This is a genomic window from Vibrio atlanticus (assembly GCF_024347315.1).
Taxonomy (GTDB): Bacteria; Pseudomonadota; Gammaproteobacteria; order Enterobacterales; family Vibrionaceae; genus Vibrio; species Vibrio atlanticus.
Window position 1 is genome coordinate 178,509 of record NZ_AP025460.1, and the last position, 24,945, is coordinate 203,453.

The window sequence follows — 24,945 nt, forward strand, 5'->3', positions numbered from 1 at the left end:
ATTATGAAATCAGAATTGGCTAGAAAACACTTAACATTTGTCATTTATGGCAATGATAGAACTTACTATCAAGGCGCAAGGTTTTGCATTTTGTCTTTTTTAGCCAATTGGGTTGAGGCAAATGGAACTAGGCCTGAAATTTCTGTTCTAGCGGAAGAACCTGAGCACTTCGCTAATATGCCAATTAAAGTGTTTCCGATATCGCCTGATCAAAAGGCTGAATGGAGTCTAGACAATACTTATCACTTTAGAATCAAAAACCGCGGCTTAAAATATCTTTGTGATAATTTAGAGTTGAGTCCTGAAGATAAACTGCTTTTTTTAGATACAGATACGTACTTTAACGTGCCAACAAACGTTTACTTCGACTCTATATCGGATAAAAACGCGTTACTGTTTTGCTCAGAAGTGAACATCAATACTTTGCCAAGCACCAATGAGTATTCACATATCAGAGATAGAGATATAAAACTTATGGATGGCAGTGTCTACCGCACCAATCCAGACTCAGTTATGTGGGCGTCGGCAGTCATTGGTATCACCGGAAAAAACTCATCGGCTTTTGATTATGCCGATGTGTTGATTCAAGCGTTACGTCAAGAAGGGTGTGAGGCACACACTTTAGAGCAGTTTGCGCTATCTGAAGCGCTCTCTACACAGGTGAATATTGAACCAGCGAAAGCTTGGCTCAATCATTATTCAACGAGTGGGCGAAAAGACTGGGCGAGAACGGTGTTGGAACAGTTCTTTGAAGAACATGGAGATAAAACATTTGAAGAGCAAATACGCTTAGCTAAAGAAGTGTCCTTCAAGCGCCCTCTTGCTGAAGTGATTCGAGGGCATATCTATAAAAAGAAAAAGAAACTTCGTAAGTTATTTGGTTTGAAAGAAGAATAAATCATAGGCTTTCAAGGGTACTCATTTTGTACCCTTGTTCAATTTGTGAAAAATCAAAGTGCTGAGCATCAATCTTTCCTAACCGAACTTCTTTTTCGAATGAGCGCTCGAGTCGCTTTAGATTACTCACTTTCCAGCTATTACCTGTTTGCGTTAGGCATTTATCAAAATCGATAATCCAAACCTTGCCTGCTTTATCAACGAGAATGTTATGGATATTGAGGTCGGTATGATTGACCCCGGCATCGTGCATTTTTCGAATTTGATGACCAATATCGTTGAAATGGGAATCGGATAGTTTTTTGTTTGATAGTATCTTTACTAAGTCTTCTGCGTCGGAAATCTTTTCAATTAAAATATCGGCTTTGTAAACGAGCCCTTCTTGCGAAACTTTCGCAGCAACGGGTGTCGGGACATTAACTTTATGTGTGGCTAGAAGCTCAAGTAACATTAACTCTTGGTATGCTCGTGAGCTCTCTAATCCAGTAAATAAATAGCTGTCTCTAACTAGCTTTCCAAACAAGCCGCCGCGGTGATAATGTCGAAGAGCGAAATCGCTTTTTTCTCCCTTAACAAACCATGTTGTTCCTCTACCTTGAGCGTGCCCCAGTATTGCTTGATTCGCCTTCCAATAATCTACAGAAAAAGCCAATTCAACGTCTTCGGTGAGTAATTTAGGATTATACCAGTACGTTGTTTTATGGATTTGCTTTGTTGTAAACATGAATCACTGTCTCGTATTGGGGAGTTTATGGCATACTTGGTAGAACAGTATATCAAACGCCGAACAGATTAATGAACGATTCATGTAGTTACCAAAAAATATTAGTTGTTGCCACTCATTGCATTGGTGATAGTTTGTTGATCTCTGCTTTTACCCATAGTCTGAGAAAAGCGTTTCCGACCGCCATAATAGATGTGTTAGTTAATGCTAGAGGGGAGATGGTTTTTGGTACCAATCCAGACGTTGACTCTTTAGTTGAAATTCCGCCAAGAGCATCCGTTAAGGACTATTACCGGATTTTAAAAACGCATGGTCGATATGATTTAGTCGTCAATGAAATGCTTAATGATAGAACCGCTATCTATAGTTTTATCTTTGGTAAGAAAAGACTTGGTGCAATTGATGAATCGCTTTCTGGCGCCTGGGTTAAAAAGTTAATTTATACTCATTACATTAAAGAACAGCATCGCTTTGAGCATAAAATGAGTCGCGTTGCTCGTATGCTGGATACCATAGATGTTAATTGTATTGCACGGCTTGTGTCTCCCGAAGAGTTATTACCTTCAGCAGTTCAAAAGAGATTGCCATCAAACTACATTGTTGTACATGCGCCATCCTCCAACGAAATTAAGCAGTGGCCAGTCTCGTATTGGGTTGAAGTCATCAATCGTCTGATATCTTCAGGTTATAATATTGTCTTATCTGGCGCTAAATTAGAACGAGACGAGACCATTGTTGAACAAATCATTAGCCAAGTTCCTGAATCGAATCAACTGGTCAGTGTTTTGGGGGAATTATCATTAGCTCAAACTTCGGTATTAATAAAACACAGTGATGGTTTTCTTGGACCTGACAGTGGCCCGGGTCACCTCGCATCAGGTTACTCTATCCCAATTGTATCTATTATTAGCGTGGCGCCAGCAAGCATGTGGTCACCTTGGCCATATGAAGAGCCAATTGATGTAACGAACAATTTATACAGCAATGGTGTTAGCTCCCAAAGAGTCGCTAATATTAGACTTGTGCAATCTGAACGCAACTGCGTCCCTTGCTATAAAAACAGATGTCAGATTAGCGATGATGTCTATTCGCCATGCCTTCAAGATATCAAGCCAGATAACGTTGTTTCTGCTGTTCTAGAAATGATGCCATTGGAATCGATCAATGAATAACGCTCTTTCTGCTCCAAAATCTATTTGTATTCTGCGTTTATCTGCCATTGGTGACGTTTGTCATGCCCTTTCTGTGGTGCAACTTATTCAAGCTACCTATCCAGAATGTCAGATCACGTGGGTGATGGGAAAAATCGAAGCTCAATTACTTGGTGATATACCTGGAATTCAAGTTGTCGTGTTTGATAAAAAACGCGGCCTAAAAGGAATGAAAGAAGTATGGGGATCCCTGCGTCCAACTCGGTTTGATTATTTACTGCATATGCAAGTTGCATTAAGAGCCAGTCTGTTAACGTTAGGAATAAAGGCAAAAGTAAAACTTGGTTTTAGTTGGACACGTGCCAAAGAGGGGCAGTGGCTCTTTACCAACAGCAAGCTACCAAAAACGGACGCATCTCATGTGTTGGATAATTTCTCTGAATTTGCTTACTTTTTGGGGTGTTCCAAACAGGTGCCGACATGGGATCTTGCTTTGTCTGATGAAGATCAAAGACTATCGATGGAGCTTGCGCATGAGCCGTATATTGTTATTAGCCCTGCCGCGAGTAAAGATGAGAGAAACTGGTTAGTTGAGCGCTATGCCGCTGTCGCCGATCACGCTTATCAGTTAGGCTTTAAAGTGGTTTTTTGTGGTGCTCCAACGGATAGAGAGCGCAATTTAACCGACAATATCTCTCAGCACATGACATCACCTTGTATTAACTTAGTAGGCTCAACCTCGTTAAAGCAGCTTACCGCAGTGATTGGTCAATCCAGTGTTGTGATCGCTCCTGATTCAGGGCCTGCACACATTGCGACGACTCAAGGTGTCCCCGTGATTGGTTTGTATGCGCACAGTAACCCAATGCGAACAGGGCCTTATCATAGTTTAGACAGTGTGGTTTCTGTCTATGAACAGGTTGCTGAAGAGCAACACGGTAAAGCGGTTGACGAGCTTCCATGGGGAACCCGAGTAAAAGGAAAAGATCTTATGGCTCTTATTTCAACAGAATCGGTGATTGAGCAGCTAGACCGTGTATTAGGCCGATTGAAAAACAAGAAAACATCCAGTGAATAAAGGAATGTCATGAAAATAGCAATATACCCAGGTACTTTTGATCCAGTGACTAACGGCCACTATGACTTAATTAAACGTGCTGCATGTATGTTTGAAAAGCTTGTCATTGGTGTCGCAGAGAGCCCAAGTAAAGCCACCTTATTTAGCTTAGATGAGCGTGTGGCCTTATTGCGAGAAACTTGCCATGAATTACCTAATGTTTCCGTCGAAGGTTTTAGCGGTTTACTGGTTGATTTCGCGACCGAGCAAAACGCCTCAATTTTGGTGCGTGGCTTAAGAACAACCATGGACTTTGAGTATGAATTTGGTTTGACGACAATGTATCGTCGGTTAAAACCAGAACTAGAGAGCCTGTTTTTGACACCTTCAGAAGAGTTTGCTTTTTTATCATCAACATTGGTTCGTGAAGTCGCTATTCATGGTGGAGACATAGAGCAATTTGTTCCAGAGTGTGTTCATCAAGCTGTTGTCGCTAAAGTAAAAGCTTTTAAAAATTAAGTGATTATGAATATTTTAATGTATACAAGAGCCACGTTACCTGTGGTGAATTATGGTGGAACGGAACGAGTCATTTGGGACTTAGTTTATGCTTTGCATCTTGCCGGGCACCGAGTGACGCTGCTCGCTGGCAAAGGCACAAAATGTGATTGGGCGAGAGTCATCGAGTATCAACCGAATGTACCACTGCAAAGTCAGCTTCCAAATGATATTGATGTTGTGCATTTCCACTCTGATCTAGAGCCTATCTCTTATCCCTACATTTTAACTCAGCATGGTAATTCAGACGGCCCTATTGACCCTAACACCGTCTTTGTTTCATCTCAGCATGCAAAAAATCATGGTGCACAAGCTTATGTTTACAATGGCTTGAATTGGGACAACTACCAAAAGCCTAACTTTAACTTGAAACGAGAACGTTTCCATTTTCTTGGGAAAGCGGCGTGGCGAGTTAAAAATGTTCAAGGTGCCATTGATATTACCAAGAAAGCTGGCCAGCAGCTTGATGTCTTGGGAGGGCATCGCTTGAACCTAAAAATGGGTTTCAGATTGACATTAGATCGTCATGTTCGTTTTTTAGGGATGGTGGACGATACAATGAAATCTCAGATCATGACTCAGTCAAAAGGTCTGATTTTCCCCGTGACTTGGCATGAACCGTTTGGCTTAGCGATTACAGAGAGTTTGTATTTTGGTTGCCCAGTGTTTGGTACACCTTATGGCTCATTGCCGGAATTAGTTTCTAGTGAGGTAGGTCTTTTATCGAGCTGTGAACAAGAGCTCGTAGAAGGGGTCTTAAATTCTGACACCTATGATTCAGCTCGTTGTAATGAATACGCGAGAGATCAATTCAATGCCAATGTCATGGCTACAGAGTATGTTAGTTATTACGAGAAGGTAGTTGAAGGTAATAAAGCCAATAGTGCATTAGGAAGTATTGTCGAGTCTTTTAAAAGGTTGCCTTATGAACGATAAATTGAAACCGAAACTGGTTTTTGTAGGCTATAAGCAACAGTATGAAAAACTAGAAATTGACGTGCTATCGTCTGATTATGAAAAGCATCATATTTTCCTAAGTAAGTGGCTAGTTAAATTAGTTTCCTTTTTATTTTTCTATAGTAAAGAACACTATCATGAGGCTTATGGAGCGATCATGAGACGAAAAATAAAGGCACTAAATGGCTTCGATGTCATATTCACCACCGATTCTCTGAGAGATATAAAGTCGATATCAAAGATTGATGGAAGGAAGGTGATTGTTTTTAGAAATGTCACAGATGGAAGCCTGAACCATCACCTAAAAGATTTCGAAACGTATACTTTTGACGAAGGTGATGCAGAAAAGTATGACTTTAAGCATATTTACCTACCTATGCCTCAGCTAAAAATCATCGATGAGATAGCAAAATCATCTGATTACGATGTTTCTTTTGTTGGGGTGGATAAAGGAAGGAAAGAAAAGGTTCAAAAAATAAAAGGTGCATTAGATGGTTTTAAGTGCAATTTTATTGTTTTTGATAAAAAACCGTCTTATTCCTATGTTGAATACCTAACCGTGATGCTCAATACCAAATGTGTATTGGAAATGGTTCTTGATGGACAGACGTCTGATACTATGAGGGTTAAAGAAGCATTGTATGCTCGAAAAAAAGTAATCACGAATAATTTGAGTCTTTATAATCACCCTTTATACTCAAAAGATAACTTTCTTATCTTTGACTCTCTAAGTGAATTGGCCAGTAATATTGAAAGCTTTATTTCTAGCGAATTTGATGAATCAGTTTTGATTAAGCTTGAAGATTACACTGTTGATGGTTTTTATCACAAACTCCTATCTGGTAATGGCGAATAGACTCATTATGAAAAAAATCATACGCAAGATTAAGAAGCTAATATTCATTCGTGACCAAAAAAAGCATAGGAACTTCCTTTCTCGAAAATCAAACTTTACAGACACTCAATTTGAAGGCTGTAACTCCATAGCAAATGATTGTGATGTGAATGCTTCATATATTGGATTCGGTACTTATATTGATACTCGTTGTGATATGAATAATGTCAAAATAGGCCGATTTTGTTCGATTGCTAATAATGTGAAAATTGTTCTAAATAACCATCCGGTCAATGATTATGTGTCGACTCACCCTTGTTTTCATCGTTCAGAACACCGATTGATGCAAAAACAAGGATTGGACTTTAACAAAGGCATTATTTACCCGCACACTAGATATGTTGAAGAGCATTATCAAGTCGTTGTAGGTTCGGATGTCTGGATCGGTGAAGGAGTAAAAATACTCCCTGGAGTGACTATCGGGCATGGTGCTGTTATTGCAACAGGCTCTATTGTGACCAAAGATGTTGAAGCATTCAGTATTGTGGGTGGTGTTCCTGCGAAGGAAATTAAGAAGCGCTTTACTGAAGAGGAAAGGGAAGCTCTTTTAATGGAACGGTGGTGGGAATGGCCACTTGAAAAAATCAAAGAGCATCAAGAGGCCTTCATTAACATCAAAGATTTCAAACGATTGATTAGTTAGAGTTGTCTAATTAATCAATCGAGTCTATATGCCTACGTGTAGGTTTATACCCATATGTAGGTTAATAACCCACATATGGGTCTTGTCCATTCCTACGTGTTTTTAACAACTTTAAAATCCACATGTACTGCTCAGGTTTCGGATTAACAAAACCTTCAACGACTTCATTCATTGCTCTAGCGTCTTGATGTTCATCGCCAGATAACTCAATGGGTGCTTTGATTTCAATTTCGTATTTACCCGTCTCAATATTATAGCTGGCAAAGGTTGGAACGATCTTCGCTCGGCTTACTTTCGCTAGTTTTCCAAGTCCAGGCAAGGTGGCTTTTTCAGTCGCAAAGAAATCTGAAAATACACTTTGCTCTGGGCCATGGTCTTGATCTGGCAGGTAATATCCCAAGTAGCCATCTTTGACTGATTTGATAAAAGGTTTAATGCCGCCACTGCGATCATAAACTCGTCCGCCATACTGAACTCTTTGCTTGTGCATGAGCCAGTCGGTCAGAGGGTTTTTCTGGCTATTGGCCATCGCAGAAACGGGTAAGCCTCTTGAAGCTAAAAGGATTGCCGGAATGTCGATGCACCAAGAGTGAGGTACTAGCAAAATAGCACTTTGATTGTCTTGCTGTAGCTGCTGTAAGTGCTCTAAGCCAATGATTTCTGAGTGTGCCTCAAGCCAACGTTTACTGCGTAATGATATGGCAGGAAAACCAAGTAAAAACGCGCCCGCAGTTGTTAGGCAATTGGTTAGAATCGTTTCACGCTCTTGAATAGACTTTTCTGGAAAACAAAGCGCGAGGTTTATACGTGCCTTTTGTACTGAGCCACGTTGCTTCTTCGTCATTTTTGTCGCCACGAATTTTGCTATGGCTACTCGAATCGAGTTTGGCAGCAAAGAAATGGGCAGGCATAGGCATAGCCCGAGCCAAGTTCCCCAGTGTTTTGGTGATAAAAACGCACTGATGAATTTAGGGTTGTATGCTTTAAGATCGTAGTCGTCGCGTTGAGTTGTCACTGTAAACCTTTAACTGGCGATATATATTGAACAAGCTAACAGTATACCGTTAGCTTGTTTTCGGGAGAGTGTAATCTAGCGATTAACTGACTGCATGTACTCGCTGACGCCTTCAGCAACCGATTTAAATTGAACATCGCAACCGGCATTACGCAACTTAGTTAAATCAGCTTGAGTAAACTCTTGGTAAGCACCTTTCAAATGATCAGGGAATGGGATGGTTTCAATCTCTCCCTTACCGTGATGCTTAATCACCGCTTTTGCGACTTCTTCAAATGATTCGGCATTACCTGTACCTAGGTTGAAGATACCTGATACTCCATTTTTTAAGAACCACAGGTTTACGGCCGCAACATCACCAACATACACAAAATCACGCTTGAAGGTTTCGCTTCCTGCGAATAATTTCGGGTTTTCACCGGCGTTCATTTGATTGTTTAGGTGGAATGCGACAGAAGCCATGCTGCCTTTGTGCTGTTCACGTGGACCGTAGACATTGAAGTATCGAAACCCAGTAATTTGAGAAAGCGTTTCGTTGTGTGCGGTTGCATCTGCAGTTAAGCGACGCACATAGTTATCAAATTGCTGTTTTGAATAGCCGTATACGTTTAGCGCGCCTTCGTACTGCGGCTCTTCAATAAAGGTATCGGTTTCACCATAAGTGGCAGCAGAAGAAGCATACAAGAACGGAATCTCGCGCTCGATACAGTAATGCAGCAACTCTTTCGAGTATTCGTAGTTGTTGAGCATCATGTATTTGCCATCCCACTCTGTGGTCGCAGAACATGCACCTTCATGGAAAATTGCTTCAATATGACCGAAATCATCACCAGCCATAACTTGAGTTAGAAAGTCATCACGATCCATGTAATCGGTGATATCTAGGTCAACCAGGTTCTTAAATTTTTTGCCATCTTTTAAGTTGTCGACAACTAGAATATCGTTGTGGCCTGCTTTATTGAGTGCCTTAACAATATTGCTGCCAATCATGCCTGCACCACCAGTTACGATAATCATATTTCTTCCTACTTTTTTGAATACAAACTCACACGAGTATAGCAAGGAACAAACGAAGCGAGCTAGCGGAATAATTCTTTAATTCTAGTGTAATGTAGTGATGTTAATTGAGATATTCTATCCATTTTCGTCAGAGCTAATTCGACCAGATGTGAACAGGTCGATCTATCTGTTTAGTGGCGATATACTGAACCACTAAACGGATAGGGATCTAATTACTAATGAAAACACGTGACAAGATTGTTTACGCAGCTCTAGAGCTTTTTAATGAGCACGGCGAGCGTAGTATTACGACCAATCATATTGCTGAGCACATCGAAATCAGCCCAGGTAACCTCTACTACCACTTCCGCAACAAACAAGAAATTGTACGTGATATCTTTACTCTCTACTCGACTGAGTTACTTGAAAGGTTTACTCCGATTCAAGGGCAGCAAGAAAGCCTGACGCTACTAAAAAGCTACTTAGATTCAATCTTCACATTGATGTGGAAGTACCGATTCTTCTATGCGAACCTGCCTGAAATATTATCTCGTGATGAAAAACTGCATCTTGATTACATGGCCGTTCAAGAAAAGCTGCAAACGAATCTTGTGGATATTATGAGAGCTTTTGTTGAGTTGAACTTGCTAAAAGCAACAGATACAGAAATGAAGTCGATGGTCACATCTCTCCACTTGATCGCATCGGGTTGGTTGGCGTATCAGTCGGCGATGTCTCCAAAATCTCAAATTACGGAGCAAGTTGTTCACCAAGGAATGCTGCAGATGATCGCAACCGTTAAACCGATTGCAACGACTCAAGGCTTTGAGCAACTGACATTGTTAGAAGATGGTGTAAGAGCGCTGAACAGCAAATAAAAGCGAAGATGTGGGTAAGCGGTAAGTCGGATTCGGGTAACGAGAGCGGAAAGCGCAGATTCGAGTGGTGGGATATAAATCGTGACGTCATTCCCTACAGCGAGGAACGAGCGTGATAGGGAATCTCTCTTTATCCTCGAGGGTAGCAATCTCAAGCGAGATTCCAGATATTTCGTCCCTCAATTCTGGAATGACTGAGTTTGATTAATGCGAATTCGGAAATTTTCAGCTCTTTGGGCTTGTTCTTCGCATCTCGGTTACTTATATCTCGTATCTGTTTTTACCTAACCAACCATCTTTTCGGGTTTTGAGCTTGGCTGTTTCTACGAATTTCAAAGTACAGCGATGGTCGGGTTTGTCCACCAGTGTCACCGGCGAGAGCTATCGCCTCACCCGCTTTAACCTTGTCACCTTCTTTCTTTAAAAGCGCTTGGTTAAAGCCATACAGTGTCATGTCGCCTTTACCGTGATCAAGCAGCACCACTAAGCCATACCCACGTAAATACTCTGCGAATACGACGGTGCCTGAGTAAACAGATTTTACCTGCTGACCGTATTTCGCTTTGATCACCATGCCTTTCCAATTTACTTGGCCAGTTTGGCGTGAGCCGTAGTTATGCAGAACTTTATCTTTGATTGGCCAAGGCAGTTTACCTTTACGTTTGGCTAAGCCATCCATAGGGACAGCATTGCGTCTCTCTCGTGCGGCTTTTTCTGCTTTCGCTATTTCGGCTTTTAGGCGAGTTTCATTACGTTGAAGTTCGGCTAAGTAATTTTTGTCGCCAGAGATGTTTTTCTTAATACTGCCGACAGTCTTTTTACGCTGTGTTTGGGTCTGCGATAGTTTGTTGCGCTTTGCTACCTGTTGATTTAACAGCGTTGCTATTTGTTCTTGCTCAAGTTGGCGTTGCTTATGGCTTTCTTCTAATTCAAGTTGAGTTTGTTCGATCGTTTTGATTGTTGCAGATCGCGCTTTGGCGAGGTGTTGGTAATAGTGACTAATGCGGTCCTCTTCAACGCCAGTATTTAAGATGTGAGAAGAGGCTTTGGCTCTGCTGGTCATGTAGTAAGTCTGAATCAGCTGCTCTAACTTGTCGGTATGGGCTTTTTTCTGTGCTGTAAGCGCTTTAATCTTATTATCTAAGCTAGCAACATTAGCATTGGCGGTATTGAGTTGTTTTTTACTTGTTTTAATGGCTTTTTCAAGTAAGGAGATAGAGAGCTCTTGTTGCTTGAGGTTTGCCTGTAAATTGTCGAGCTTCTTCTGTTGTGAGGATAGTGTTTTTTGTTGACGAGATATCTCACTCGACACACCTTTCAGCTCCCCTTTCGATGCGGCAAGTGGCGATGCAGAGAAAAGAACAGCACAAAGGCTGGAAGATATCAAAAGAACAGTGCTAATTACTTGGACTGGTTTCATCATTATCGTCATGTTGCTCTTATTAGTTTTCAGCATCTGCTCTTAAGTCTTTCGTATCTCGGCTCATCGAACCTAGAATCAGCTCTTATATCCCATCACCATGGATGAAGTTCTGCGAGCGACCATTGAACCCTTGGTCCATATCTAGAGATGGTTTATCTGTCTTTGGCTTGCCAACAATCTTGGCCGGAACCCCAGCGACTGTTGTATGAGGTGGTACGGCTTGTAGAACTACAGAGCAAGAACCAATTTTCGCGCCTTCACCCACTTCAATGTTGCCGAGTATTTTAGCGCCGGCACCAATCATTACACCTTCTCGGATTTTAGGGTGACGATCGCCACCTTCTTTACCTGTACCACCAAGGGTCACGTCTTGAAGAATCGATACATCATTTTCAACGACGGCTGTTTCACCAATTACAATGCCTGTCGCGTGGTCGAGCATGATAGCTTTACCGATACGAGCCGCCGGGTGAATATCAACTTGGCAAGCGACGGAGATTTGGTTTTGTAGGTAAGTGGCAAGTGCAATACGACCTTGTTTCCACAGCCAGTTAGCCACTCGGTAGCCTTGTAGAGCATGGTAGCCTTTCAGATAAAGCAGAGGCATCGAGTACATCTCGACCGCAGGATCTCGATTTACCGTCGCGCAAATATCACAAGCGGCCGCATCGATAATAGATTGGTCCTGCTTAAATGCTTGTTCAACCACTTCACGCACTGCCATTGCAGGCATTGAAGCCGTCTTTAGCTTGTTTGCTAGGATGTAGCTAAGGGCTGCGCCTAAACTTTCATGGTTGATAATGGTGGCATGATAAAAACTCGCAAGCATAGGTTCTTGCTCCGACTGCTGTCGAGCTTCTTTCACAATGCATTGCCAAACTTTTTGTTGTTCACAGTGTTTCATTTTACCGTCCATTATTTTTAAGGGGCAGATACGAGTGACGAGGTGAGAGATTCGAAGAGCGACAAGAACAGATTAAAGTAGCGAGATGCGAGTAACGAAAAGCATTTTCGTCGAACGTTTGAATGTGCTCTTCATCTTTTCGTATCTCGTTTACTCGAATCTCTCTACTGCTCTTGGGGTGCCCGAATCCCGTATCTGCTCTTATTATCTTTCTGACTTCTTGTCTCGTGCAAGTAGATCTTGTGCTGCTAAGTGTGCATCTTTCCCTTGATACAACACTTGATAAATTTGTTCAACAATTGGCATCTCAACGCCCATGCGTTCTGATAATAACCAAACTTCTTTGGTGTTGCGATAACCTTCAACGACTTGGCCAATTTCTTCTTGTGCGGTATCTACATCTTTGCCTGCGCCAAGAGCCAAACCAAAGCGACGGTTGCGTGATTGGTTATCAGTACAGGTTAGTACTAGGTCGCCTAATCCAGCCATGCCCATGAAGGTTTCTGGTTGCGCACCAAGAGCTGCGCCTAGTCGACTCATCTCAGCTAGACCGCGAGTGATAAGTGCAGTACGTGCATTGGCACCGAAACCAATACCATCCGACATGCCAGCACCAATGGCGATAACATTTTTCACTGCACCACCAAGCTGCATGCCAATAAAATCTGAATTTGCGTACACACGGAACGTTTTGCCACAGTGAATTTTTTCTTGAAGTTGCTCAAGGAATTCTGCATCAGGGGAAGCCACAGAGATTGCCGTTGGCATACCCATCGCTAGCTCTTTGGCGAAGGTAGGTCCTGATATAACTGCTAACGAGTACCCATCACCAAGCACATCGTGAGCGACATCTTTTAGCAGGCGACCAGTTTCCGGCTCTAAACCTTTAGTAGCCCAGCAGATACGAGAACAATCTGTTAAGTGAGGCTTAAGGCTATTTAAAACGATACCAAATACGTGGCTAGGGACGACAACAAGAAGATCACGACTTGCTGTTACTGCCTTCTCAAGGTCTGACTCGATGATTAGGCTTTCTGGGAAGTCGATATTTGGTAGAAATTCATTATTTGCGCGCTCGGATTCGAGACGAGCCATGTGAACAGGATCATGCCCCCACAGAACAACGTTTGCACCGTTACGCGCTAGAGAGATAGCTAAAGATGTTCCGTAAGAACCTGCGCCAATTACTGCCATGGCGATCTCTTTGCCGTAAGCGTTTGTCGAGTGAGTTGTTTCTGTCATGCTTCCACCTAAAAATAATGAGGGAAATCGAAGAGTCTTGGAAAAGCTATCCACTAAAATCAGAGGAGCTTTCAATTTTAGTACAGTGTAAAGAAAAAATGCACATCGCAGAAGTTGCGATGTGCATTTAAAAGCTAACTAGCGCTTGAATCGTTAGAGTTAAGCTCTACTTTGAGACTTAAGCTTGTTCGCCTTCAGCTTGTTGAGCTTGGTTCTGTAGGTAGTTCATGAACAAAGCATCAAAGTTTACTGGAGCTAAGTTCAGTTGTGGGAACGTACCTTTAACCACTAGGCTAGAAATTGTTTCACGAGCGTATGGGAACAGGATGTTCGGGCAGAATGCACCTAGGCAATGAGCTAGTTGGCCAGCTTCCATTTCGCTTGCAGAGAAGATGCCGCCTTGTTGAACTTCACAAAGGAATGCAGTGTCTTCTGCGTTTTTAACTGTAACCGTTAGACGTAGGATTACTTCGTATACGCCTTCGCCAAGTTCACGGCTTTGAGTGTCTAGGTCCAGTTTTACATCTGGGTTCCACTCTTTTTGAAACATGTCTGGAGAGTTTGGCGCTTCGAAAGATACGTCTTTTAGGAAGATACGTTGGATTGCGAAGTTCTGTTGTGCGTCTTGTTGTGCTGCTTCAGCCATTTTCTTGTCCTTAAAAATTTATAATTAGGTTTCGTTCGCCATCTCTGTTTAACAAAACCTTAAAGTCATATTCGTTTAGTTAGGTCAGCTTACCTTTAACTACTTTTTACCTTTCACCAAAGGTAGGTTAGCTTCGCTCCAAGCCACTAAGCCGCTTTTCAGCACGCTTACGTTTTCGAAACCAGCTTTAATCAGTAGGTTAGCGCTTTCTTGAGCTGTTTGACCTGTCTTACATACTACGATGATTGGGTCTGCTTTGTGGCTTTCAAGGCTACCAAAGCTATTTGCTTTGATATCTGACGGCAAAATGTGAACTGCGTCAGTAATATGGCCCTTTTTGAACTCATCTTTAGTTCGAATATCAACCACAACGCCGTTTTCACGGTTAATCATGTGTGTGGTTTGCGCTACCGTGATCTCTTTGTAAGCTGCGTTTGATGTCTTGATAACGTTCGCAATGATGGCAACAACCAAGCCGATCCATACGATGGCTAAAATCATATTCTCTTGAACAAATGGAACTAACTCTTGCATATCTTGAACTCTTATTCGTTATTGGGCGAAAAATTATAGGGTAGGAGTATAGCGACAAAGGGGGGGAGAATACAGAGGAAGGCGTTGTGGAACTCAGTGTTACCTCTCTTTCTTAGTACTTCGCGTCTCGTTCACCAGAATCCCACATTCACACTTCAAACTATTCGACAATTCTAGCTTTTGGTTCTCCCCCTTAAACACCGGACTATTGTGAGTGTAGTAGTCTAATGATCCCGGACACGAAATTAGGTGGTAAAGTCTCCACCATAAATGAAGTGTTCAATGACAAAAGGACAGCGACGTACATTTTCTACTGAGTTCAAAATAGATGCTGCAAGTTTGGTTCTTGACTAAGGGTACTCCATACCTGAAGCAGCTTACTCTATGGGCGTAGGTGAAACAGCTTTACGGCGCTGGGTCGACCAACTCAAAATTGAGCGAGGTGGAATTACTCCAACGACCAAAGCCCTCACGCCTCAGCAAAAGAAAATCCAAGAGTTAGAAGCCCGGATTAACCGGTTAGAACGAGAAAAATCCATATTAAAAAAGGCCACCGCTCTCTTAATGTCGGACGAACTCGAACGTTCTCGTTAATAGACAAGTTGAGGGGGCATGAATCGGTCAAAATTCTTTGCGATCTGTTCAACGTGGCTTCGTCTTGTTACTACGAGTTTAAGCAACGCAAGCCGGATGCCAATCGCATTCGTCTAGCTAGCCAAATTAAAAAAACTCTTCAACATGAGTCGAGGCTCTGCTGGCAGTCGTACTCTTGTCTCGATGCTGAGCGCAGAAGGCATAAAGCTGGACGATTTAAGATTCGCCAGATAATGCGTGAAGCTGATTTAATGAGTAAACAACCAGGTTCGCATCGATATAGACATGCAAAAGTAGAGAGGCTAGACATTCCAAATCTACTGAAGTGTGAGTTTTCTGTGAGTACTCCGAATCGTGTTTGGTGTGGCGATATTACTTATATTTGGTCAGGTTCAAAGTGGTCCTATTTAGCGGTAGTGATTGACCTATTTAGCCGATGCGTTGTGGGGCGGTCTTTATCCGATAAGCCCGATACGAATTGGTATCTAAGGCTTTGGACATGGCCTAGGAGCAACGAGGATGTCCGAAGAGTGTGATGTTCCATTCAGATCAAGGCTGCCAGTATAGCAGCCGTAAATATCGGCAAAGACTTTGGCGATATCGTATAACTCAAAGCATGAGCCGTCGTGGTAATTGTTGGGACAATGCTCCCATGGAGCGGCTATTTAGAAGCTTGAAAACCGAATGGATACCAGCAACAGGTTACCTGACACAAGCTCAAGCTAAGAAAGACATCAGCCATTACCTGATGAGTTACTACAATCGGAAACGGCCTCATCGAGTAAATGATGGGTTGTCGCTAGTAAATGCCGAAAACCGGCTAAAGTCAGTGTCCGGAATTTGTTGACCACTACAATATCTATGTTTTATTCACTCGCATCTGCTTTCTACTTCTTCACCACTCCACCCGTTAAATACAATCCAATCGCTGCTAACACCGGATAGCCAAACGCTTCATTGGTCATTTTCCCCAAGTATTAAAACGCACCTACCCAAAGCGAGATGTGCTGCAAGAACTGCATGCCATGCAAGCGTGACTGTACATCAACCCTGATAAGCGCAAACCCTTTGAGCACATTGGCCACTTTGTGAATGGCTGGCGAAGAAGAAGCACCCAAGCCAAGGAGAAGCAGAGCCCATCATCATTTTTCCATCAAACAAGAGCGGCTAAGCAAGCAAAAGCAGTTAAGCAAACACAAGCGGTGAAACCTCAATAAAAGCGAAATCAATAAAAGCAGATGCGCTCACAACGGCTTCAAACCAAGCGTAGCCAATCAAAAGCAATCAAGCCGAAAGCAAACCACAACAACCCAAGCTTCGTCTCGCTGTACCGTAACGGCAATATTTTCATTGATATAGAAAAGCGCTACTGCGATGCAGCACAAGAAAACAGCTACCACATAGGAACCCAGTACCTGCAGAAGTACAATGTTGCCGGTGGTTAAATGCGTGGTAACAGGCTGACTAATAAGGGGAAATTATACACTGGTTAATGTGCGCCTGTTTTGCTAAAATTATCACTAATTAGAACCGTGTGAAACCCCTTAGAAAGTGGTTTTACCTTGCCTTTAGGAGCCAAACCTAAGGGCGGTAGCGTACCTAAATGCGAGTAGCTAGCAAGTTATACGGTAAACCTAAAGGTTGAAAGTGGTTTTGGCAACCTATTGGGGCGGTTTTTAAAAAGTCAGTAAAATCTAGGTTTTATAAGGGATTGTCCAAAAATAGACTGTCTCAAAATGAATAAAAAGTGTCTCAGTGGTGTAGGTAAACTGAGATTGACCAATACATAACTATGTTATGCAATAAACATCGGCCGGTGGAATATACATGCTTCCCCTAGATACATTTAAGACCATCATCGAGTCAACCCCACTTATTTCAATAGACCTTATTGTACGTAATAGCGAAGGTAAAGTCTTACTTGGAAAGCGCCTAAACCGTCCAGCCCAAGGGTCTTGGTTTGTACCTGGTGGACGGATTTTAAAAGATGAGTCCTTTACCTCAGCGTTTAATCGTCTCATTAAAGATGAATTAGGTTTGGATTGCGCTGAATCAAAGTTCAAAGGCATATATCAGCATTTTTATGATGATAACTTTTCTGAAGGTGACTTTACAACGCATTATGTAGTCTTGGCTTATGAAATCAATATAATTGAAGACCTATCAAGTTTACCGTTAGAACAGCACTCATCGTATCAATGGTTTTCAGAATATGAGCTAGAAAATAACTCGCAAATCCATACCCATACTAAATGGTATTTTCAAGACAGCAAACAAGCTGATTTTGACATCAGTTCAATAAATGCCACATTAAAATAAGGATTAGGAATTCAATATGATCACCCCTGTAATTATGGCTGGCGGTACCGGATCTCGTTTATGGCCACTTTCTCGTGAACTTTATCCTAAACAATTTTTGAGTGTGACTGGTGATATGTCGATGTTGCAGCAAACGGTAGCTCGACTTTCTAATCTTGAACATTCAGCCCCCATTCTCATATGTAATGAAGATCATCGTTTTATTGCAGCAGAACAAATGCGTTTAGGTGGATTTGAACATGGTGGTATTATCTTAGAGCCAGTAGGCCGAAATACTGCGCCAGCAATAGCACTTGCTGCGCTACAAGCAATAAATACAGCAGGTGTCGGTGACGAACCATTATTACTTGTATTAGCTGCTGACCATATTATAGAAAATGAATTAGCATTTATTAATTCAGTTGAAAAAGCCTTATCATTTGCACTAAATGACAAATTGGTCACTTTTGGTATTGTACCTAATGCACCAGAAACTGGTTACGGGTATATCAAAGCTGGCAAACAAGATAGCGATGCGTTTTCAGTAAGCGAGTTTGTTGAAAAACCTGATTTAGTAACAGCTCAAAGCTATTTAGAGACAAATGAATATTACTGGAATAGTGGTATGTTTATCTTTAAAGCAAGTCGTTATCTTGAAGAGCTAGCTAAACTCGAACCTGAAATACTTGAGATATGTAAAAAAGCGATCGCAGCTCCTTCACAAGATGTTGAGTTTACACGTGTTGATCCCGCTATATTTGAAACTTGTCCAGATAAATCTATCGACTATGCTGTGATGGAAAAAACAGATTCGGCAATGGTCGTGCCTATGGATGCAGGTTGGAGTGATGTTGGTTCATTCTCTGCATTATGGGATGTATCAGAGAAGGATGAACACCAAAATGTAATTAAAGGCGACGTAATTACGGTTGAGTCAACTAATAATTACATTTTTGCAGAAAATAAGTTGGTATCAACAGTTGGTGTAGATAATTTAGTTGTGATTGAAACCAAAGATGCAATATTAGTAGCAGATAAAGATAAAGTACAAGACGTTAAAGCGATAGTAAATAAATTAAAAGAAGCGGGTCGAACAGAGCAACAAATACATCGTGAGGTTTACCGACCTTGGGGTAAATATGATGCTATTGATTCTGGTGTCAGAGACCAAGTAAAACGTATTACAGTACAGCCAGGTGAAAAGCTGTCTATTCAAAAACATTATCATCGTTCAGAGCATTGGATTGTTGTATCAGGCACGGCAAGTGTACTTAATGGTGATAAAACTATTATTGTTACAGAAAATGAATCAACTTACATTCCTTTAGGTACTATTCATGCACTAGAAAATCCTGGGAAAATTCCATTAGAAATGATTGAAGTTCAAACAGGTAGCTATCTTGGTGAAGATGATATTGTCCGTTTTGAAGACCGATACGGCAGAAGCTAAGGGAAAGTATGTCAATTAATTTAATCAGTTCGACCGTAATTAAAGAGAGTGGTGTTGCTTTTGGTACAAGTGGTGCCCGTGGTCTAGTTACTCAGTTTACAGGAAATGTATGCGGTGCATTTTGTGCGGCTTTTGTTACAGCAATAAAATCAAACTTCGAATTTAAACAAATTGCCATTGCAATTGATAACCGACCAAGCAGTTATGTAATGGCACAAGCTTGTGCATCAGTTTTAACGCAGTTAGATATTGAAGTTATCTATTATGGTGTTGTGCCTACGCCCGCATTGGCTTATGTATCTCGAGAAGATGCAATTCCTGCAATTATGGTTACTGGAAGCCACATTCCATTTGATAGAAATGGTCTCAAATTTTATCGTCCAGATGGTGAAATTAGTAAGCTTGATGAAGAAGCTATTTTAAACGCAGTAGTTGCGTTTACAGATATTTCAGAATTACCTGAGTTGACAGTAAGTAATAAAGCAGCTGAAGATTATATTGAGCGTTATACGTCTTTGTTTGATACCCCCTGGTTAACTGGTAAGCGTATTGGTATCTATGAACATTCAAGTGCAGGGCGTGATCTTTACTACAAAATATTTGAAGCGTTTGGTGCAGAAGTCATTAGCTTAGATCGTAGTGATCAATTTGTGCCCATTGATACAGAAGCGGTTTCAAAAGAAGATACGTTAAAAGCAATTAATTGGTCTAAAGAATACAACCTCGATCTGATATTCTCAACCGATGGCGATGGAGATCGCCCTTTAGTTTCGGATGAAAATGGCAACTGGTTACGAGGTGACATTTTAGGTCTATTAACGTCTGATGCATTAAGCATCGAAGCATTAGCAATACCTGTCAGTTGTAATACTGCTGCTGAATTATGTAAGCATTTCTCCCATGTTGAAAGAACCAAAATAGGCTCACCTTATGTCATTGCTGAGTTTGCTAATTTAGCTATGAAATACGGTTCAGTAGCAGGTTTTGAAGCAAATGGTGGTTATCTTCTTGGAAGTGATGTTGAACTAAATGACCAACCATTAAAGGCGCTACCAACAAGAGATGCGGTGCTTCCAGTGATTATGCTTTTGATGGCAGCACAAAACACGTTAATTTCAGCGTTAGTAAAAGAATTACCACAGCGTTTTACTCATAGTGATCGTATTCAAAATTTCGCAACAGAAAAAAGCCAAGCCTTAATTGCGAAAGGCAAAGTAGCGCCACAAGATCTTCTTAAGCTAATTGGTATAGAGAATGCAGAAGTCGATAAAATTGATACAACGGATGGATTGAGATTAACGCTAGATAATAATAATATTATACATTTACGCCCTTCAGGGAATGCGCCTGAATTGCGTTGCTATGCAGAGGCTGATGTTTTTGAATCTGCATTCCAGTATGTTGTAAACACACTAAATAAAATCCAATCCCTGTAATGCAGGTTTAATATAAATAAATTAAGAGACAATAAATAATGGAAAAAAATAAAGTTGCATTAATTACAGGTGTAACAGGCCAAGATGGTTCTTACCTAGCTGAGTTTTTATTAGAAAAAGGCTATGAAGTTCACGGTATTAAACGTCGTGCGTCTTCATTAAATACAGAGCGTGTAGACCATATTTATCAAGATAATCACGAAAAAAATCAAAAGTTCTTTCTTCATTACGGCGATCTGACTGATTCATCGAACCTAACGCGTATTATCAAAGATGTGCAGCCTGATGAAGTGTACAATCTAGGTGCACAGTCTCACGTTGCTGTTTCTTTTGAATGCCCTGAATACACTGCTGATGTTGATGCAATGGGGACACTTCGTTTACTTGAAGCGATTCGTTTCTTGGGGCTAGAAAAGACAACTAAATTCTATCAAGCGTCTACGTCTGAATTATACGGTGAAGTACAAGAGATTCCACAGAAAGAAACAACCCCATTCCACCCTCGCTCTCCTTATGCAGTAGCTAAAATGTATGCCTATTGGATTGTTGTAAACTATCGGGAATCTTACGGAATGTACGCATGTAATGGTATTTTATTCAACCATGAGTCTCCTCGTCGTGGTGAAACATTTGTTACACGTAAAATTACCCGTGCAATTGCTAATATCTCCCAAGGCTTAGAGCCTTGTTTATATCTGGGTAATATGGATGCATTGCGTGATTGGGGACATGCAAAAGATTACGTTCGCATGCAGTGGATGATGTTACAACAAGATGTGGCTGATGACTTTGTTATTGCAACGGGTAAGCAGATTAGTGTTCGTGAATTTGTAAAATTATCAGCAAAAGAAGCCGGTATTGAACTTGAATTTTCTGGTGAAGGCATTAACGAAATAGCGACAGTCAAATCTATCACCGGAAATAATGCACAAGCTTTGAATGTGGGTGATGTTATTGTTAAGGTTGATCCTCGTTACTTCCGTCCAGCAGAAGTTGAAACCTTACTTGGTGATCCATCAAAAGCGAAAGAGAAACTGGGCTGGGTTCCTCAGATCACTGTAGAAGAAATGTGTGCTGAAATGGTAGAAAATGATCTGAATAAAGCAAAGCAGCACGCAATTCTAAAAGACCATGGCTACAACATCGCAATAACTGTTGAAAGCTAGTCTATTCACAAAGAAATAATAAGGTGTAATTCTAAAAAGAGAAGAAACATTTAACTGATTATGATTGTTAAGTTTTCGAAAATCTTTAAGTATTTTGACCTTCTTATTTTTCTCTTTGTGAGATAATTTTTTAAAGGCGTTATTGGTTAAGGTTTATATGAATAATAAACAAAGAGTATTTATAGCTGGTCACAACGGCATGGTTGGCTCTGCTATCGTTCGTCAATTAATTAATGATGAAAATATAGAAATAATCACTCGTTCACGTAAAGAGTTGGATTTAACTAATCAACAAGCGGTTCTAGCTTTTTTTCAAACAGAAAAAATAGATCAAGTATATTTAGCAGCAGCAAAAGTTGGTGGTATTGTAGCAAATAACACCTATCCTGCTAACTTCATTTATGAAAATCTAATGATCCAATGTAATATTATACATAGTGCCCATTTAGCTGATATCCAACAATTACTCTTTTTAGGCTCTTCATGTATTTACCCTAAATTAGCCGAACAGCCGATGAAAGAGAGTGCTTTGTTAACAGGTACATTGGAAGAGACAAATGAACCTTATGCAGTCGCAAAAATTGCAGGTATTAAACTTTGCGAAAGTTATAATCGTCAATATAGGCGAGATTATAGATGTGTGATGCCAACAAATTTATATGGTCCTTTCGATAATTTTCACCCTGTAAATAGTCATGTTATTCCAGCCCTATTGCGTCGTTTTCATGAAGCAAAGTTAAATGGAGACAAAGAAGTGATAGCATGGGGAAGTGGCAATCCGATGCGTGAGTTTTTGTATGTTGATGATATGGCAAGCGCTTCTATCCATGTTATGGATCTTGATAAAAGAACATATGATGAAAATACAGAGCCGATGTTAAGTCATATTAATGTAGGTACTGGAGTCGACTGTACTATTCGAGAGTTAGTGGAGACGGTTTCGCAAGTTGTTGGTTTTAAGGGGATAATTAAGTTTGACGCTACGAAGCCTGATGGAGCTCCGAGAAAGTTGATGAATGTTGACCGACTTAAGTCATTAGGTTGGGAATATTCTATTGATTTAGAAAGTGGATTGGATCTTACTTATAAATGGTTCTTAGAAAACAAATATTAAAATGAATATGACATATAGGACTACCCAAATGTATATGAACTTTAAAAACTGGTGGATTTAAAAGGAACTGCATCTTAAAAATGCACTTAACATTGACTTTAGATAGAATTATCTGGTATCTATCTGTTATTTTAGAAATACATGTTTTAGCCCTGAGGTGTTGGCGGAATAACACCAACACAACGGCTAGTGTTAGGTGCTAAAAATACCGCTACTTTTAATATCAATTAAAAATGAGGGGGTCATCTAACAACCTAAAAAAGGAGACTTAAAATTAAAAATCTAATAGATAGAGGAGCTATTTTTAAAAAAAACATTATTAGGGGCTCACTGTTTAAAGTAATTGGAATCGCTTTAGGTTATATAAGTATTCCTGTTACTCTTGATTTTTTGGGTGTGAAAAATTTTGGTGTATGGATAAGCATTTTTTCAGTACTATCATGGATTTATACATTTGACTTAGGCATTGGAAACGGCTTAAAAATAAAACTATCTGAAGCTCTTGCTACTGGGGATAAAGGGCTAGCAAAAAAATACATATCGACATCATATGCACTTATCTCTGGAATTAGTTTGTTATTTTTACTTATAGGAGTTTCTGGGACTTTTTTATTTGACTTCTCAAGTGGGTTAAACATATCTTTTTTATCAAATGATTACTTGCAAAAAATAATAGTACTTTGCTTGGTTTTTACTTTAATTAATTTCGTGTTGGGATTGTATAAACAGATATTTTGTGCGTTACAAAAATCATTTATGAATGATTTTGTTAATGTGATATTTCAGGCTGTGGTTATATTATTACTAATTTCGTCACCGAAAGGTTCAGGAACACTTTTTTCCATAAGTACTATATTTGGTTCGGCAACATTAATTATAAGTGTTGGGTTTACATTTTATATATTTAAAAAGTATAAATCTATTCGTCCAGACTTTAAATCAATTGATTTAGGAAAAGTAAAAGATATTGGTGGGCTTGGTATGATGTTTTTTATCATTCAAGTTTCAATGATAATTATTTTGACGACAGATAATTTAATTATTACAAAGTTGTTTGGTCCAGAACACGTTACTATTTACAATATGCCACTAAAGATTTTTCAGGGCGTAATTGTTTTTTGGGCTGTAATTTCAACACCTATAACGCCATTATTTACTGATGCTTATATTAAAAAAGATTATTTATGGATAAATTCAGCAATTTTAAAGTTAAATAAAATATTTATTCTTGTTATAATCGTTGTTTTTTTTATTGTGTTGTTTGGAGATGAGATTTTATATTTATGGTTACGAAAAGATTTTGATTATCCTAAGTATATGTTCTTATTTTTTGGAGTGTTTGTTATATTAAGAGTCTATGGCGACTTGTATATGAGTTTTCTTAATGCAATAGGGAAGATAAAGATTCAGTTATACTTGTATTTATTCGGAGCACTTATCAATATCCCTCTTTCTATCTATTTTGGAAAAAATTTAGATCTGGGTTCTAGTGGGGTTATCTTAGCAACATGTGTTAGTTTGTTTCTTCTGGCAATTATAATGCCGATACAAGCTTATATTGAATTAAAAAAAATGAAAACTGGCTTCTGATTTATGGACGGTGATAAATCTTTATGAAAATGGAATGTGTTAACTCAAAACCTCTTATTTCTATAATAACGGTCGTATATAATGGGGATAAATATTTAGAAGAGACAATTGAAAGTGTGAAAAATCAAACGTATGAGAATATTGAGTATATTATTATTGATGGAGGGTCTACCGATAACACTATTGATATTATTAAGAAGTATCAAAATAAAATAGATTATTGGGTAAGTGAAAAAGATGAAGGGTTATATGATGCATTTAATAAAGGCATTATGTTAAGCAAGGGAAGTTATGTTGGTATAATAAGCTCGGACGACTGGTTGCACGATAATGCTATCGAAAAAATGGTTAGTTCTATAAAAAAAAACAAAGCCGATGTTTATTATGCAAACTTAGACTTGATTAAAGATGATCTCTCTGTAATAAACGTTACCGCCCCTGAGAGTGTTAACGGAATTAAGAAAAAAATGACAGTTTTTCATCCTGCGACATTGATTAAAAAAAGTGCATATAAAGAATTTGGTTTGTATGACAAGTCATTCAAAATAGCGGCTGATTATGATCTTCTTTTGAGGTACTACGTAAATGGTGTGAAGTTTCAGAGAGTCGATTTCACAATGGCCAGCTTCAGAGAAGGAGGAGTGAGCTCTTACTTCAGTTGGAACAATCTAATGGAAAACATTCGAGCTAGGAAAAACAATAATTGTAGAGGGGTTTATTTTAAGGAAGTAGTAATATATGTTTATTTTAGGGTTAAGAGATTATTTAAATGAA

At 40.0% G+C, this 24,945-nt stretch carries 24 protein-coding genes and 2 pseudogenes; 18 read left to right on the forward strand and 8 right to left on the reverse strand.

Translation table 11 applies throughout. The features are described from left to right. Window positions 1-3 precede the first annotated feature (3 nt). Entirely contained in the window at window positions 4-897 is an 894-nt protein-coding gene (locus OCV30_RS00810; protein ID WP_065678237.1) for a hypothetical protein, read from the forward strand. Window position 898: 1 nt separating this feature from the next. Here OCV30_RS00810 and OCV30_RS00815 read toward each other — a convergent pair whose 3' ends face one another. Continuing rightward, window positions 899-1,621, reverse strand: coding sequence for a 3-deoxy-D-manno-octulosonic acid kinase (locus OCV30_RS00815; protein ID WP_065678236.1), 723 nt, complete (start codon window positions 1,619-1,621; stop codon window positions 899-901). Window positions 1,622-1,692: 71 nt separating this feature from the next. On the opposite strand from OCV30_RS00815, the gene OCV30_RS00820 reads away from it, so the two are divergent. From OCV30_RS00820 to OCV30_RS00845, 6 genes are read left to right on the forward strand one after another with little or no spacing between them, the layout of a single operon-like run. Next, window positions 1,693-2,793 (forward strand): glycosyltransferase family 9 protein, encoded by a 1,101-nt coding sequence (locus OCV30_RS00820; RefSeq protein WP_065678235.1) that lies wholly within the window; start codon window positions 1,693-1,695, stop codon window positions 2,791-2,793. Then, the gene (locus OCV30_RS00825; RefSeq protein WP_065678234.1) at window positions 2,786-3,850 is read left to right on the forward strand and encodes a glycosyltransferase family 9 protein; all 1,065 of its coding nucleotides are present in this window, start codon (window positions 2,786-2,788) and stop codon (window positions 3,848-3,850) included. The genes OCV30_RS00820 and OCV30_RS00825 overlap by 8 nt, the downstream gene beginning before the upstream one ends. A gap of 9 nt (window positions 3,851-3,859) precedes the next feature. Continuing rightward, entirely contained in the window at window positions 3,860-4,348 is a 489-nt protein-coding gene (gene coaD, locus OCV30_RS00830) for a pantetheine-phosphate adenylyltransferase (protein WP_017097381.1), read from the forward strand. An 18-nt stretch (window positions 4,349-4,366) separates the two neighbouring features. Then, complete coding sequence (locus tag OCV30_RS00835; protein WP_209439692.1) at window positions 4,367-5,323, forward strand: glycosyltransferase; 957 nt, start codon at window positions 4,367-4,369, stop codon at window positions 5,321-5,323. Further along, on the forward strand, window positions 5,313-6,200 hold the full coding sequence (locus tag OCV30_RS00840) for a WaaS/CpsH family glycosyltransferase (RefSeq protein ID WP_065678232.1): 888 nt from the start codon (window positions 5,313-5,315) through the stop codon (window positions 6,198-6,200). Before OCV30_RS00835 ends, OCV30_RS00840 begins: the two co-directional genes overlap by 11 nt. Window positions 6,201-6,207: 7 nt before the next feature. Then, the gene (locus tag OCV30_RS00845; protein ID WP_065678265.1) at window positions 6,208-6,882 is read left to right on the forward strand and encodes a CatB-related O-acetyltransferase; all 675 of its coding nucleotides are present in this window, start codon (window positions 6,208-6,210) and stop codon (window positions 6,880-6,882) included. A 61-nt stretch (window positions 6,883-6,943) separates the two neighbouring features. On the opposite strand, the gene lpxM is transcribed toward OCV30_RS00845, so the two are convergent. Together lpxM and rfaD are read right to left on the reverse strand one after the other, a co-directional pair. Then, window positions 6,944-7,897: a lauroyl-Kdo(2)-lipid IV(A) myristoyltransferase gene (lpxM, locus tag OCV30_RS00850; RefSeq protein ID WP_065678231.1), complete on the reverse strand. Its 954-nt coding sequence runs from the start codon at window positions 7,895-7,897 to the stop codon at window positions 6,944-6,946. Between the two features lie 75 nt (window positions 7,898-7,972). Next, on the reverse strand, window positions 7,973-8,914 hold the full coding sequence (gene rfaD, locus OCV30_RS00855) for an ADP-glyceromanno-heptose 6-epimerase (RefSeq protein ID WP_065678230.1): 942 nt from the start codon (window positions 8,912-8,914) through the stop codon (window positions 7,973-7,975). Window positions 8,915-9,135: 221 nt separating this feature from the next. On the opposite strand from rfaD, the gene OCV30_RS00860 reads away from it, so the two are divergent. Further along, the gene (locus OCV30_RS00860; protein ID WP_009847963.1) at window positions 9,136-9,774 is read left to right on the forward strand and encodes a TetR/AcrR family transcriptional regulator; all 639 of its coding nucleotides are present in this window, start codon (window positions 9,136-9,138) and stop codon (window positions 9,772-9,774) included. A gap of 280 nt (window positions 9,775-10,054) precedes the next feature. On the opposite strand, the gene OCV30_RS00865 is transcribed toward OCV30_RS00860, so the two are convergent. From OCV30_RS00865 to OCV30_RS00885, 5 genes are all read right to left on the reverse strand, one after another. Continuing rightward, window positions 10,055-11,206 (reverse strand): murein hydrolase activator EnvC family protein, encoded by a 1,152-nt coding sequence (locus tag OCV30_RS00865; RefSeq protein WP_261879032.1) that lies wholly within the window; start codon window positions 11,204-11,206, stop codon window positions 10,055-10,057. Between the two features lie 73 nt (window positions 11,207-11,279). Continuing rightward, a complete protein-coding gene (cysE, locus tag OCV30_RS00870; protein WP_009847961.1) occupies window positions 11,280-12,101 on the reverse strand; it encodes a serine O-acetyltransferase in 822 nt (273 codons plus the stop codon). A 204-nt stretch (window positions 12,102-12,305) separates the two neighbouring features. Next, window positions 12,306-13,343, reverse strand: a complete 1,038-nt coding sequence (gene gpsA, locus OCV30_RS00875; protein WP_065678229.1) for an NAD(P)H-dependent glycerol-3-phosphate dehydrogenase — start codon at window positions 13,341-13,343, stop codon at window positions 12,306-12,308. 178 nt (window positions 13,344-13,521) lie between these two features. After that, complete coding sequence (secB, locus tag OCV30_RS00880) at window positions 13,522-13,989, reverse strand: protein-export chaperone SecB (protein WP_009847959.1); 468 nt, start codon at window positions 13,987-13,989, stop codon at window positions 13,522-13,524. 99 nt (window positions 13,990-14,088) lie between these two features. Next, window positions 14,089-14,523, reverse strand: a complete 435-nt coding sequence (locus OCV30_RS00885) for a rhodanese-like domain-containing protein (protein ID WP_065678228.1) — start codon at window positions 14,521-14,523, stop codon at window positions 14,089-14,091. A 282-nt stretch (window positions 14,524-14,805) separates the two neighbouring features. Here OCV30_RS00885 and OCV30_RS00890 point away from each other — a divergent pair. From OCV30_RS00890 to OCV30_RS00935, 10 genes and pseudogenes are all read left to right on the forward strand, one after another. Beyond that, window positions 14,806-15,964: pseudogene (locus OCV30_RS00890) on the forward strand (IS3 family transposase). Window positions 15,965-16,082: 118 nt separating this feature from the next. Then, a pseudogene (locus OCV30_RS00895) lies at window positions 16,083-16,325 on the forward strand (helix-turn-helix domain-containing protein); the annotation flags it as partial. Window positions 16,326-16,355: 30 nt separating this feature from the next. Then, complete coding sequence (locus OCV30_RS00900) at window positions 16,356-16,562, forward strand: hypothetical protein (protein ID WP_167351936.1); 207 nt, start codon at window positions 16,356-16,358, stop codon at window positions 16,560-16,562. A 382-nt stretch (window positions 16,563-16,944) separates the two neighbouring features. After that, complete coding sequence (locus OCV30_RS00905) at window positions 16,945-17,436, forward strand: GDP-mannose mannosyl hydrolase (RefSeq protein ID WP_065678227.1); 492 nt, start codon at window positions 16,945-16,947, stop codon at window positions 17,434-17,436. Between the two features lie 16 nt (window positions 17,437-17,452). After that, window positions 17,453-18,865: a mannose-1-phosphate guanylyltransferase/mannose-6-phosphate isomerase gene (locus OCV30_RS00910; protein ID WP_065678226.1), complete on the forward strand. Its 1,413-nt coding sequence runs from the start codon at window positions 17,453-17,455 to the stop codon at window positions 18,863-18,865. A gap of 8 nt (window positions 18,866-18,873) precedes the next feature. Then, the gene (locus tag OCV30_RS00915; protein WP_065678225.1) at window positions 18,874-20,301 is read left to right on the forward strand and encodes a phosphomannomutase; all 1,428 of its coding nucleotides are present in this window, start codon (window positions 18,874-18,876) and stop codon (window positions 20,299-20,301) included. Between the two features lie 38 nt (window positions 20,302-20,339). Next, a complete protein-coding gene (gene gmd / locus OCV30_RS00920; RefSeq protein ID WP_065678224.1) occupies window positions 20,340-21,467 on the forward strand; it encodes a GDP-mannose 4,6-dehydratase in 1,128 nt (375 codons plus the stop codon). A gap of 157 nt (window positions 21,468-21,624) precedes the next feature. Beyond that, entirely contained in the window at window positions 21,625-22,581 is a 957-nt protein-coding gene (gene fcl, locus OCV30_RS00925; protein WP_065678223.1) for a GDP-L-fucose synthase, read from the forward strand. Window positions 22,582-22,944: 363 nt separating this feature from the next. Beyond that, on the forward strand, window positions 22,945-24,171 hold the full coding sequence (locus OCV30_RS00930; RefSeq protein WP_244499016.1) for an MATE family efflux transporter: 1,227 nt from the start codon (window positions 22,945-22,947) through the stop codon (window positions 24,169-24,171). Window positions 24,172-24,194: 23 nt separating this feature from the next. Next, window positions 24,195-24,944 (forward strand): glycosyltransferase family 2 protein, encoded by a 750-nt coding sequence (locus OCV30_RS00935; protein WP_083994564.1) that lies wholly within the window; start codon window positions 24,195-24,197, stop codon window positions 24,942-24,944. The last annotated feature ends 1 nt before the right edge of the window (window position 24,945 follow it).